The sequence below is a fragment of the Clostridium tyrobutyricum genome (assembly GCF_019144085.1).
GTDB lineage: Bacteria > Bacillota > Clostridia > Clostridiales > Clostridiaceae > Clostridium_B > Clostridium_B tyrobutyricum_A.
On the sequence record NZ_JAHHUY010000011.1, the window covers coordinates 60340 to 73719 of the forward strand.

Genomic DNA, 13380 nt, shown 5'->3' on the forward strand with positions numbered 1-13380 from the left:
TTTAATGGCTTCTTCTAATTTTTTCAAGTTTATCTAAAATATTCTTATCTATTCGATCTTCTAATGTATGTTTTTGATCTGAATAATTTGCTTGAATTTTATTACTAATTCCTTTCTTTATAGACTTAACTTCATTGTAAAATTCCATAGAAGACATTCTCACTGCTCCTCTTTGAAAAACAAGCTGCTGCTCCAATCGATCTGAGGTAACTACAAATACTTCATTTCTGCGTCCTATATTATTTACAGTTTTCTCAATATATGCATCTGCTGTTTGTCCTTCTTTAGTAAATACTATAGTTACGTGATTGCTAAGCTTTTCTTCTTTTTCAATACTGCCCACAACTTTTTGAGCATCAAAAACTATAAATATCCTGTATTCTTTAAATGAAGCATAATTTATTAGTAATTCTATTAAATGTTGTCTTGCAGATTCAAAACTATAATCCTTAGTCTCTTTTAAAACAGGCCAGCTATTAATAACATTATATCCATCTACAAAAATATTTCTCAATTTTTGTATTCCTTCAATTTTTGCCTTAAGATTTCATACATCAATATGCCTCCTGCTACTGAGGCATTTAATGATGTTATATTTCCCATCATTGGTATCTTTACCAAAACATCGCATTTGCTTTTGGTTAATTTAGAGATACCTTTTCCCTCACTGCCTATTATAAGAGCTAAATCACCATTAAAATCTGCATTAAAACAATAGTCTTCTCCGTTCATATCTGCACCATATATCCATATGCCCATTTTTTTTAGTTTGTCTATAGCAAAATTTAAATTTGACACTTTACATATTTTCATATGTTCTACGGCTCCTGCAGATGATTTATATACTACAGGTGTTATACCTACATTCTTTCTTTTAGCAATAACTATACCATGTGCTCCACATATTTCTGCAGTTCTAATTATTGATCCAAAATTATGAGGATCTTCTATTTCATCTAATATTATTATAAATGTCTTTTCAGATTTCTTCCTTGCATAATCTACTATATCTTCTAATTCACAATATTTATAAGGAGTTACTTTAGCTATTACTCCTTGATGTGAACCCGTATATGATATTTGATCTAACTTTTTTCTATCTACTCTTTTAACAGCAACTTTCTTCTCTTTTGCAAGAGCTAATACTACATTTATAGATCCAGTAGTAGCTCCATTTGCCACAAAAATTTGATCTACAGTTTTGTCTGACTTTAATACTTCAATAACTGCATTTCTACCTTCTACTATATCCTCTCTCAAGTTTTCATCATCTTGAATAGAACTCTGTTTATATCTCATATTTTGTAATCTTCAGCTCCTTTCTCTTTTATTGACACTATGTTGTTTAATATAGCATCCAACCTATCTGTTTCTTCTATCAAGTATAAATATCCAATTAACGCTTCAAATCCAGTAGCAAATCTATATTCTTGTACATTAGCATTCTTTGGCACTGTTCCTGACTTTGCATTTCTTCCTCTCTTAAAAAAATACATTTCTTCCTCTGAAAGTTCATTATATAATATCTTTATAAGTTCACTCTGTGAATGTGCCTTAACAAATTCAATAGCTTTTACATGAAGTTTATGCACAGACATATCCCTATTTTTATCTACAAGATATGTTCTTATAAATACCTCATATACTGCATCTCCAATAAAAGCTAGAACAAGAGGATTAATATTTCTTACATCTTTTTTATCAAATTTACCCTTAAATAAAGAATTCTCCATTTATATTCTCTTCCATCTCACTCCCTGTGACGTATCTTCAAGTGCTATGCCCTCTGTTTGTAATTGATCTCTTATTTCATCTGCTAATTTCCAATTTTTATCCTGCCTTGCCTGTTGTCTTTTCTCTATCAATCTTTCTATATTATCTTCAATATTTTCATGCCTGGATTTTTGTAATATTCCCAATGGTTTCCCAAGCTCTTTTATAAGATCAAGACAATATTTTATAAGTTCTTTTGAAGATTGATTGCTGATATTTATATTTATATCTTTTATTAGATCAAATATAATTGATATAGCATCAGCTGTATTGAAATCATCATCCATCTTATCTATATACTTGTCTTTATATATATTTAACTTATCTATATAACTTCTCTCATCTTCAGTAAAATTACTAATTCTAGACTGTTCTTGAAAGCTTTCTAAATTTGCAATAGCATTATGTAATCTATCTAAAGCAGATTTTGTAGAGTCTAATAATTCAATGCTAAAATTTATTTGAGTTCTATAATGTCCTGATAGCATAAACATTCTTATTACATCAGGCTCATATTTCTCAAGCAATTCTCTTACAGTAAAAAAATTGTTAAGAGACTTTGACATCTTTTGATTATTTACATTTACAAATGCTGAATGCATCCAGTAATTTGCAAATGGTTTTCCTGTTCTACTCTCACTTTGTGCAATTTCATTTTCATGATGTGGAAATATTAAATCAGATCCGCCTCCATGGATATCTATAGTTTCACCGAGTAAATTATATGCCATACATGAACATTCTATATGCCATCCTGGCCTTCCCATGCCCCATGGGCTTTTCCATGCAGGTTCACCTGGTTTTTGACTTTTCCATACAGCAAAATCCATAGGATCTTCTTTTCTCTTATCCACATCTATTCTTGATCCAGCTTGAAGATCCTCAATATTTTGTCCTGAAAGTTTTCCATACTTATTAAATTTTTTTGTTCTAAAATACACATCTCCATCTATCTCATAAGCATATCCTCTAGTAACTAAATCTTCTACAAATGAAATTATTTGATTTATATATGCTGTTGCCCTTGGATTGGTTGTAGCACGTTCTATATCTAATGAATCAGCATCCTTATAGTATTCTTCGATAAACCTATCACCTAATTTCTCCACTGTAGTATTCTCATCATTAGCTTTTCTTATCATTTTATCATCAATATCAGTAAAATTTTGTATGTATTTGACATGAAATCCTCTATATTCAAAATATCTTCTTATTGTATCGAATACTACAAAAGTTCTTGCATTACCTATATGAAAAAAATTATATACTGTAGGTCCACATACATACATACTAACTTTTCCTGGAACCAATGGTACAAATTCTTCTTTTTTTCTAGACATTGTATTATAAATTTTCATAAATATTATCCTCCTAATTAGTCTATTATTAATTATGTCCTCATGTCTCTAATTTTTATACAATTATTAATTATTCTACCATATTATCAGATTCTATATAAGGTATATTATATCTTTTAATTAATTTAAGTTCCTTACCATATAAACAATAGCAAGGAACTTAAATTAATTATTTTTTAAATTATTAACTATTCTACTTGATAATTGTAAATCTTCGGGAGTCGTTATCTTTATATTATCATAACTACCAGCATACAAAAAAACTTTATTGCCACAATGCTCCACTACTGCAGTATCATCTGTTACCCTTATGTGCTGTTGTAAAATTTTTTCGTGACAATCTAATATGATTTTATAATTAAAACATTGAGGTGTCTGAACTAACACAGTATTTTCCCTGTTGACCGTATCTATAGAAAACCCCTCTTTATTCTTGATTTTTATAGTATCCTTTGGCTTTACACCACAAGAACATGCATTATGAATTTTACAATATTTTATTCCATCATTTATTATCCTGTTAGTCACAAATGGCCTTGCACCATCATGGATCAACACTATACTGCATTTATATTTTTTTAATGATCCAAGAGCATTTAAAACTGAGTCTTGACGTTCAACTCCACCTTCTACTATATCCAAAACTTTAGTAAAGTTATACCTTTCAACTACCTCATGTCTACAATATTCAATTTCATCTTTTGCACAAACAAGTATAATTCCATCAATTAGTTGATTTTTTGAAAATGTATCAATAGAATAATACAGCACAGGCTTATTTTCTATTTTAATAAACTGCTTATTTATATTGCAATTCATTCTCTTTCCCTTACCTGCTGCTAATATAATAGCATAGTTTCCTTCCATATTAAAACTCCTCTTTTTGTTTTGCAAATATCATTCTTCCAGCTGCTGTCTGTAATACAGAAGTTACAATTACTTCTTTTTCTTGTCCTATGCTCCTTTTTCCACCTTCAATAACTATCATGGTTCCATCATCAAGATAGGCAATTCCCTGACCAGATTCTTTTCCATCCTTAATTATTTGAACCTTCATTTCTTCTCCAGGAAGAACCACAGGCTTTACTGCATTTGCAAGTTCATTTATATTAAGTACCGGCACTCCCTGAAATTCCGCTACTTTATTTAAATTATAATCATTAGTTACAACCTTACCATTTAATACTTGAGACAATTTTAAGAGCTTGATGTCCACTTCCTTAACGTTAGGAAAATCTTTCTCATATATTTGAACATCTATATTTAGTTCCTTTTGTATTTTATTTAATACATCCAATCCTCTTCTTCCCCTAGTTCTCTTCAAATCATCTGAAGAATCTGCTATATGTCTAAGTTCAGCTAATACAAAATTAGGAATTACCAAAGGACCTTCTACAAATCCAGTTTGGCAAATGTCAAATATTCTTCCATCAATTATAACAGATGTATCTAACACTTTAGGGCTTACTTCACTATGTACATTTTTAACTTTTTTCTCCTTACCACCCTGAGGTCTTCTCACTGAAATATTACTAAACATATTTATTAATTCTTCCTTTTTTCTTATGGCCAAATTTCCACCTAATGCTGCCATAAGAATAGCTACAACTACAGCTATTACTGTACCTACTACCGGTATTTCCTTTAGTATATTAACAAATATTGCAGATATTAGTAGTCCAAGCAAAGCTCCCAAAAATCCCACCAGTATTTCGGCAGCCGGAAGTTTCTGTAAACTTTTTTCAATATAGTCCATAATTTTCGTTATAAGTAAATTAATCCATGGTGATATTAAAAATAATATAATTCCAAAAATTATAGTTGTTACAATTAAAAATAACACTACAGTTATAGATCCATTATTAAAATACTTTGATTCTTGAAAGTAATGACTGCTAATCATTCCTCTACCTATTGAATATCCAAGTATTAAGCCTATTATTGTAAAAAGTCCTCTTAATATTTTTTTTAACAATAGACTCACCTCCCCTTTAATTTTTAATGATTATCTGTTTCAATATTAAATATATATTAATAAAATATTTTTTTCAATAAACTTATAAATTATTTACTAAAATTTATTAATTGATTAATGTTTTTCATTATTGCTAATAATCCCCCTGTTAATAATATGGTTATTGATTTATTATATACTTATGAAAAGTTCAATACACTTCATTGGCAAAATTATCAAAAGTATGTTAACCTATAAAATATTCTAATTACAAATAAGGAGTTGAAGCTAATGAAAGATATAATCTTTGACGATTTTCAAAATGCAGTGAATGAATCCTTGCTAAGACATACAAGTATTTTAGATATAATAACAAAACTTCAAGAATCTAATGGGAGAATAAATAGGGCTATAGCTAAATCAGTAACAGATTGTGGATGCATAAAAATTTGTGCTGAAAAACAGAATTTGCCATCAGAAAAAGACTATATAGATATGAGTCAATTAAGAAATTGCTTAAAAAGCCACGTAGATGGTAAATTATGTCCTAATTGTAGAGAAATTATAGAAAATGAAATCGGCAATAATTTATTTTATTTAGCTTCTCTTTGTAATACTCTAAATTTAAACGTATATGATATATTACTAAGGGAATATGATAAAATAAATACACTAGGTAAATATTCCTTTAGATAAACTTTAGCACAAAATAATATATGATTATTTTGTGCTTAAATTATCATCAACCAATATCTGCTCTCTCAACCTTCTAAGACCATTTTTTATAGCTCTTGCCCTAGCCTCACCTATTCCTTCTACATTATCTAATTCTTCATAAGAAGCTTCCATAACACCTTTTAATTCCCTAAAATTCTTCACCAAATTTTCTATTACATTAGTTGGTATTCTAGGTATTTTATTTAATATCCTATACCCTCTAGATGAAATCAATGTATCTACAAGTGGAACCCCTGTATATCCCAAAGTTCTAGAAATACAATCAAGATTTAAGAGTTCATCTTGTGTCATTCCCTGTATTTGCTTGTAAATTTCACTATAATCAATGTCTTTTTGACAGTAGTCCCTTATCATCCATATTCCATCTTCTTCAATATTCTTTATTAGCTCATTTAGCTGCATTGATATAAGTCTACCTTCATTTCCAAGTTCACATATGTATATTTCAATTTCAGAAACTATTCTCATTACCATCTCAGTTCTTTGAATAGATGTCATTACATCAAACAAAGTAACTAGATCCTGAAATTCTAGTATATTTAAGTTGTTTACAACTCTTTCAAGGACAAGTACATATCTTTCAAGAGTTTGAAGTGCCTGATTAGCCTTACTTAATATTACACTACTATCTCTTAAAACATATTTTATATATCCCTTATATACAGTTATAATATTTCTTCTTTGAGAAATTGCAATGACTATAGATCCTGTTTGTTTAGCTACTCTATCTGCAGTTCTATGCCTAGTTCCAGTTTCAAAAGTTGCAATACTAGAATCTGGAATTAATTGAGCGTTTGCACATAATATTTTTTTTAGATCACTGCTTAAAACTATAGATCCATCCATCTTCGCAAGTTCATAAACATATGATGGACTATAATCTGCATTTATTGTAAAACCTCCATCCACCAATTTTAATATTTGTTCACTATCTCCAAGTAACAATAATCCTCCAGTTTTTGCTCTGAGTATATTCTCAAGGCCCTCTCTAAGCTGGGTACCAGGAGCTAAAAGTTTAAGTATACTTTTTAATTCTCTATTTTTTTCTATTCTCAAAATTATCACCCTAAATCAAAAAACTTTATTTAATGCTTCCTTAAGTGATGATACACCAATAATATTTATATCATTATCTTTTATCTTCCCTTTATTTCTAATAGGTATCAACATATTTTTGAATCCCATTTTTTTGCCCTCACTTACAATTCTATCACAAAATGATACTGGGCGTATCTCTCCTGTAAGTCCAATTTCTCCTATTACTAATAAATTTTTTAATTTTGTTTCCAAAGATTTTACACTTGATACAAGTGAGAGTGCAAGACCTAGATCTCCAAAGGTTCCTTCTATTTCAAGCCCACCAACAACATTTACATAAACATCACAATTGTAAAATGGTATTCTTAATTTTTTCTCCAATACTGCCAAAATTAAATTCAATCTGGAATTATCCACTCCAACAGCAGTTCTTCTCGGCATAACAGCTTTAGTTCTACTGGCAAGTGCCTGAATCTCTATAAGTATAGGTCTTGTTCCTTCCATTACACCTATAACTATTGAACCTTCTTTTTGAAAATTAGTATCTTCTAAAAATACTTGAGAAGGATTTAATATTTCGAAAAGACCTTTTTGCCTCATCTCAAATACTCCAATTTCACTTGTAGTTCCAAATCTATTTTTAACTGTTCTTAATATTCTAAACTCTTCCGTTCTTTCACCCTCAAATGAGAGAACCGTATCTACCATGTGTTCAAGTACTCTAGGACCTGCTAGCTCACCCTGCTTAGTAATATGAGCTACTATAAAAAATGATATATTTTTTGTCTTTCCTATACGCATAATGTCATTGGCACACTCTCTAACCTGAGATACACTTCCCGGTGCTGAACCAACAGTATCTTTAAATAGTGTTTGTATTGAATCTATTATTACAAAAATGGAATTACTATTTTCTATATGAGATTCTATTTTACTCAAATCGGTCTCAGAAATTACATAAAGATTGTCAGATAACAATCCTAATCTGTCTCCCCTCATTTTTATTTGTTCTTCAGATTCTTCTCCTGAAACATAAAGCACTTTACCATACTTTTTTGCTATATTGTTGGCTGTCTGAAGAAGAAGAGTAGATTTTCCTATTCCTGGAGCTCCAGATATAAGTGTAAGCGATCCTCTTACTATTCCAGAGCCTAATACTCTATTCAATTCATTTATTCCAGTATTATATCTTTCATATTCACCAGATTTTATTTTATTAATATTTCTCGGTTCATTATTATTACTAATAACAGATACTCTTTTTACATCATTCTTTTTATTTGAAATTTTAGTTTCTTCAACCATAGTATTCCATTCACTACAATTAGGACATTTTCCCATCCATTTTAGTGATTCATATCCACAATTTTGACATACAAATATAGTCTTAATTTTTGGCACTTAATCACCTCTTATACAAAACTAATTATACCTTAAATTTTAGCTTTATGATATATTAGTAAATACGCCCCATACTCAATATAGGTACAGGGCATTTTTACTAATTTACTTTATTAAATTCAAGTTTTCCTTCATTTTCACTTACTTCTACTTTATCTCCTTTTTTTACATTTCCTTTAAGCATCTCTTCAGAAAGTTTATCTTCAACAGTTTTTGTGATAATTCTTCTAAGAGGTCTAGCACCATAATTCATATCAAACCCCTCTTTGGCCAATGAATTCTCCGCCTCTTCTGTAAAACCTATTTGTATACCTTGACTTTCTAATCTTGTAGAAACTTCATTAAGCATAAGTCTTACTATTTCATTTAAATCTTCTTTTCGAAGTTTTCTAAATACTATAATGTCATCTATTCTATTTAAAAATTCTGGTCTAAAAGAATTTTTAAGCTCTTCCATTATATTTTCTTTCATATTATCATAGTCAGTTTTACTGGTATCTTCATCATCAAGTGAGAATCCCATATATTTTTGTTTCTTTATAGTAGATGCTCCTACATTTGATGTCATTATTATTATTGTATTTTTAAAATTTACTGTCTTACCTTTTCCATCTGTTAACCTTCCATCCTCAAGTATTTGAAGAAGTATATTAAATATTTCCGGATGAGCTTTCTCTATTTCATCGAATAATACTACGGAATATGGATTTCGTCTTACTTTTTCAGTAAGTTGTCCTCCCTCATCATACCCAACATATCCTGGAGGTGAACCAACAAGTCTTGATACAGTATGTTTCTCCATATATTCAGACATATCAACTCTTATCATATTATTTTCATCGCCAAACATAGCTTCTGCCAAAGCTTTAGAAAGTTCAGTTTTTCCTACACCTGTAGGTCCTAAAAATATAAATGAACCAATAGGTCTTTTAGGATCCTTCAATCCCACTCTTGCTCTTCTTACTGCTCTAGATATAGCTTTTACAGCTTCCTCTTGACCTATAACTCTTTTATGGAGTATATCTTCCAATTTAAGAAGCCTTTCTGATTCTTTTTCTGTTAATTTTTTAACTGGTATATTAGTCCATTGAGATACAACTGATGCTATATGATCTTCTGTAACATTTAAATTGGATACTTCTTTTTCAGTTTTCCAATTTGTCTTCATACCTTGAAGTTTATCTTTTAATGTTTTTTCTTTATCTCTCAATTTAGCTGCCTTTTCAAAATCCTGGACTCTTATAGAATCTTCTTTCTCCTTAGTTATCTTCTCAAGATCGCCTTCAATCTTCTTAACATCTGGTGGTGCAATTAAATTCTGTATTCTGAGTTTTGCACATGCCTCATCAATAAGATCTATAGCTTTATCCGGCAAATATCTATCTGTAATATATCTATCTGACATATTCACTGCTGCATAAATTGCCTCATCTGTTATTTTTACTCTATGATGTGCTTCGTATTTATCTCTAAGTCCCTTAAGTATTAATACTGCTTCTTTCTTAGTAGGTTCTCCCACCATTATAGGTTGGAATCTTCTTTCTAACGCAGAATCTTTTTCTATATATTTTCTATATTCATCTATAGTAGTAGCTCCTATGCATTGTATTTCGCCTCTCGCTAGAGCTGGTTTCAATATGTTAGATGCATCAATTGCTCCTTCAGCTGCACCAGCACCAATTATAGTATGAATTTCATCTATAAACAATATTACATTCCCGGATTTTCTTATCTCTTCCATTACCTTTTTGAGTCTTTCTTCAAATTCTCCTCTATACTTTGAACCTGCAATCATCGAAGAAAGATCTAAAGTCACTACTCTTTTATCTCTTAATAATTCTGGAATATTTGAAGCTACGATTTTTTCAGCTAATCCTTCAGCTATAGCAGTCTTACCAACTCCAGGATCTCCTATTAAGCAAGGATTATTTTTAGTTCTCCTACTCAATATTTCAAGAACCCTCTGAGTCTCTTTTTCTCTTCCAATTACAGGATCTAATTTTCCCTCTTTGGCCATATCAGTTAAGTCACGCCCAAACTGATCTAAAGTTGGAGTAGGTTCACCACTAACTTTCTTTGGATTGTTTGAATTAGACGATTGTTCACCAGATAGAGAATTGACTAACTCTTTCCTAAGCTTATTAAAATCTGCACCTAAATTATTTAAAATAGTAAATGCTACTCCTTCAGCTTCTCTTATAAGTGCAAGTAATATGTGTTCAGGGCTTATATAATTATGATTTAAATTTCTAGCTTCAAACAAACTTAATTCCAATAATCGTTTAGTTCTTGGTGTAAGTGGTATCTCATTGTTATATAATTCTATTTCTCCCTTACCTTCATATTCTTCTATAAGAGCTCTTACATTTTCTGCAGTAATATTAGAATCATTTAAAAGAGTTTTAGCTATTCCATCTTCCCTCAGTATTCCAAGTAAAATATGTTCTGTTCCAACATATCCATGCTTAAGTGATTGTGCTTCCTCTTGTGCGTATATTATAACCTTTTGTGCTCTTTCTGTAAATCTTCCAAACATCATAGTACATTCACCCTCCTTTTTTATTTAGCTGTATTACTTGAAGTCAATTTTTCTCTTATAAATTTAGCTCTATTAATATCTCTTTCTGTGCTTGATAAAGCCTTATTACATTTGTTTTGTATATTAGCAGGTTGCATTTCAACTAAAATACTATTCAACAAACTCTTATTTACATCTTTAATTATTCCCATTTCTACTGCTAATCTTACATAAGATAAAAGTTTTAAGCTCTCATTTGTACTTAAAAGTATGGCAGATTTTAAAATTCCAAGAGATCTATACATTCTATCTTCCAATTCATACTTTGATCCCTTCATAAGTTTATCTCTTGCTAACTTTTCTTCATTAATTATTTGATTTACTAAAACTCTTAAGTTACTGATTATTTCTTCTTCACTACGTCCCAAAGTTACTTGATTTGAAATTTGATATATGTTACCTAATGCTTTGGAGCCTTCTCCATATAAACCCCTAACTGTCATTCCTACTTGAGATACCGCATTTAAAAGTCCATTCATCTCATTATTCAATGATATTGCTGGAAGATGCAACATGACAGATGCTCTAAGACCAGTTCCCAAGTTTGTAGGACATGCGGTCAGATATCCTAATTTTTCATCAAAAGCATAGTCTAAGTTTTTTTCCAACATATTATCTACTTTATCACTTTGTTTATATACTTCTTCCAGATTTAATCCTGCAGTTATACATTGAATTCTTACATGATCTTCCTCATTTATCATTACACTCAACGTTTCATCTTTATCTAATATAAATGAAGATTTACTACTATTTTCAATTAAATTTTTGCTTATTATATGCCTTTCCAAAAATATTTCTCTTTCAAGTTCACTTTTTTGCCACATATAATTTGTAGTAAATTCTTCTTTATTTATATCACAACTATAAAAGGCATCTTCTACACGTTTTATTATTTCTTTACTCTGTTCTTCATTAAGCTTATGGGGAAATGGAATTTTAGTTAAATTCCTTGCCAATCTTATTCTGCTGCTTATAACTAAATCTTTATCATTAATATCAGATGTAGTTATCCAATTCTTCATTTCTTATTTCCTCCTATCATTTTGATTATCATCCTGGATTTCTTTTATTTTATCTCTTATTTGAGCAGCCTTTTCATACTCTTCAAGTGCTATAGCTTTTTGAAGATCTTCTTTTAACTTTATTGTATTTCTTTTTTTAATAATATCCTTTCCAATTCTTATAGGTACTTTTCCCGTATGATCCAAATTTGCCTGAACTCTTTTAATTACTGGGTGGATTATATTGGAAAAATTTTTATAGCAATCACTACATCCTACAAGACCGGTTTTTTTAAATTCTGCATAAGTAGTATTACAATTTTTACAGCTTATATCCGGATTTTGTAAAGTTTCATCTGTATTATTAACATAATCCATAATTCCACTTAAAATATTTTGGAAACTAAAAGGAGATACAAAATCTATTTGAGGTGCAAAGCTCAATTCTCCATTTTCCATAGCACATTTTTCGCATAAATTAATTTCTTGTTTAACACCATTGACAATTTTAGTTATATGGACAGTTGCTTCATTTTTTTTACATATATCACATACCATATTCTCACCTCATATTTCCGTAATAGTATTTGTGTAAAATTTTAAATTATAATTAATCAATTTCATTAAAAATTACAAATATAGCTGACTTAAGTATATAGGCTCTAAGTCTATTTTTATCTTCTACAGATTCATTAAAAGTTCTATCATTTATAACTGCTTTTAATATATTACCTTCTCTTTCTGTTATAATATCAGCTTCAAATAATCCATCTATAATTTGAATGGCTGAATTATATGTTATATTATTGCCAATTTTTTCAATTATAATATTCAGTAAATTTTTATTTGAATTGCAAGCCACTCTTTTTATTATTATGCAGCCACCGCCGCCTCTTTTACTTTCTATATAATAACCTTTGTCAATAGTAAATCTTGTAGTTAATACATAATTTATTTGAGAAGGTGCACAACTGAAATGGCTAGCTAATTCATTTCTTCCAATTTGTAATTTAGGTTCTTTACTGCTTTCCAGCATCTCTTTTATGAATTCCTCTATTACATCAGACAATCTTGCCAATATACCACCCTCTTAACCGTATAAATATTATTTGACCTTTTCTGACCTTAATTAAATAATATTATTATATGTTTTTTTATTCAAGCCTTGTATTTTATTAAATTATAGTTTTTAGTGAAAATATATTGATTATACATTCTTTTTCAGCTAATTACTTAATATATAACATGTGTTCTAATTATACGATTATACTTATATATTATATTCTATATTTGTGTAAAAAATCCTTTGTGATTATATAATATATAAGATTTCCTGTAAATTAAATTTATGCATAAAAAATAGTGTAAATTAAACTTTAAAATTTAATTTACACTTATATTAAAATCTATTTAAAAATCTTATAAAATAAAATGGCTCCGTGGAGAGGGCTCGAACCTCCAACCCTTCGGTTAACAGCCGAATGCTCAACCATTGAGCTACCACGGAACATTTTTACCTGGCAACTACCTACCCTG

The 13380-nt window shown here is 29.6% G+C and carries 13 protein-coding genes and 1 tRNA gene; 1 reads left to right on the forward strand and 13 read right to left on the reverse strand.

Annotated features, from left to right (window positions below; translation table 11 throughout):
- Position 1: 1 nt before the first annotated feature.
- The 6 genes from KM800_RS06995 to KM800_RS07020 all read right to left on the reverse strand — a co-directional run bounded on the left by KM800_RS06995 (position 2) and on the right by KM800_RS07020 (position 5106).
- Positions 2 to 514: an NYN domain-containing protein gene (locus KM800_RS06995; protein ID WP_217812449.1), complete on the reverse strand. Its 513-nt coding sequence runs from the start codon at positions 512 to 514 to the stop codon at positions 2 to 4.
- Positions 511 to 1299, reverse strand: a complete 789-nt coding sequence (rlmB, locus tag KM800_RS07000; RefSeq protein ID WP_217812450.1) for a 23S rRNA (guanosine(2251)-2'-O)-methyltransferase RlmB — start codon at positions 1297 to 1299, stop codon at positions 511 to 513. Before rlmB ends, KM800_RS06995 begins: the two co-directional genes overlap by 4 nt.
- Positions 1296 to 1733, reverse strand: coding sequence for a Mini-ribonuclease 3 (locus KM800_RS07005; protein WP_217812451.1), 438 nt, complete (start codon positions 1731 to 1733; stop codon positions 1296 to 1298). The genes rlmB and KM800_RS07005 overlap by 4 nt, the downstream gene beginning before the upstream one ends.
- Positions 1734 to 3131 carry a cysteine--tRNA ligase gene (gene cysS, locus KM800_RS07010; RefSeq protein WP_217812452.1) on the reverse strand — a complete coding sequence of 466 codons (1398 nt, stop codon included), beginning with the start codon at positions 3129 to 3131 and terminating at the stop codon, positions 1734 to 1736. It lies immediately after the preceding gene.
- A gap of 165 nt (positions 3132 to 3296) precedes the next feature.
- The gene (gene ispD / locus KM800_RS07015; RefSeq protein WP_217812453.1) at positions 3297 to 3998 is read right to left on the reverse strand and encodes a 2-C-methyl-D-erythritol 4-phosphate cytidylyltransferase; all 702 of its coding nucleotides are present in this window, start codon (positions 3996 to 3998) and stop codon (positions 3297 to 3299) included.
- A 1-nt stretch (position 3999) separates the two neighbouring features.
- Complete coding sequence (locus KM800_RS07020; RefSeq protein WP_217812454.1) at positions 4000 to 5106, reverse strand: PIN/TRAM domain-containing protein; 1107 nt, start codon at positions 5104 to 5106, stop codon at positions 4000 to 4002.
- A 270-nt stretch (positions 5107 to 5376) separates the two neighbouring features.
- Here KM800_RS07020 and KM800_RS07025 point away from each other — a divergent pair, with 270 nt between their 5' ends.
- Positions 5377 to 5781, forward strand: coding sequence for a DUF1573 domain-containing protein (locus KM800_RS07025; RefSeq protein ID WP_217812455.1), 405 nt, complete (start codon positions 5377 to 5379; stop codon positions 5779 to 5781).
- Between the two features lie 24 nt (positions 5782 to 5805).
- Here KM800_RS07025 and disA read toward each other — a convergent pair whose 3' ends face one another.
- The 7 genes from disA to KM800_RS07060 all read right to left on the reverse strand — a co-directional run bounded on the left by disA (position 5806) and on the right by KM800_RS07060 (position 13351).
- Positions 5806 to 6879 (reverse strand): DNA integrity scanning diadenylate cyclase DisA, encoded by a 1074-nt coding sequence (gene disA / locus KM800_RS07030; RefSeq protein ID WP_217812456.1) that lies wholly within the window; start codon positions 6877 to 6879, stop codon positions 5806 to 5808.
- Between the two features lie 15 nt (positions 6880 to 6894).
- Positions 6895 to 8262, reverse strand: a complete 1368-nt coding sequence (gene radA, locus KM800_RS07035; protein WP_217812457.1) for a DNA repair protein RadA — start codon at positions 8260 to 8262, stop codon at positions 6895 to 6897.
- Between the two features lie 100 nt (positions 8263 to 8362).
- Positions 8363 to 10801 carry an ATP-dependent Clp protease ATP-binding subunit gene (locus tag KM800_RS07040; RefSeq protein WP_217812458.1) on the reverse strand — a complete coding sequence of 813 codons (2439 nt, stop codon included), beginning with the start codon at positions 10799 to 10801 and terminating at the stop codon, positions 8363 to 8365.
- 20 nt (positions 10802 to 10821) lie between these two features.
- Positions 10822 to 11865: a protein arginine kinase gene (locus KM800_RS07045; protein ID WP_217812459.1), complete on the reverse strand. Its 1044-nt coding sequence runs from the start codon at positions 11863 to 11865 to the stop codon at positions 10822 to 10824.
- A gap of 3 nt (positions 11866 to 11868) precedes the next feature.
- On the reverse strand, positions 11869 to 12402 hold the full coding sequence (locus KM800_RS07050; protein WP_217812460.1) for a UvrB/UvrC motif-containing protein: 534 nt from the start codon (positions 12400 to 12402) through the stop codon (positions 11869 to 11871).
- Between the two features lie 52 nt (positions 12403 to 12454).
- Positions 12455 to 12922, reverse strand: a complete 468-nt coding sequence (locus tag KM800_RS07055; RefSeq protein ID WP_217812461.1) for a CtsR family transcriptional regulator — start codon at positions 12920 to 12922, stop codon at positions 12455 to 12457.
- Positions 12923 to 13276: 354 nt separating this feature from the next.
- Positions 13277 to 13351, reverse strand: a tRNA-Asn gene (locus KM800_RS07060).
- Positions 13352 to 13380 lie beyond the last annotated feature (29 nt).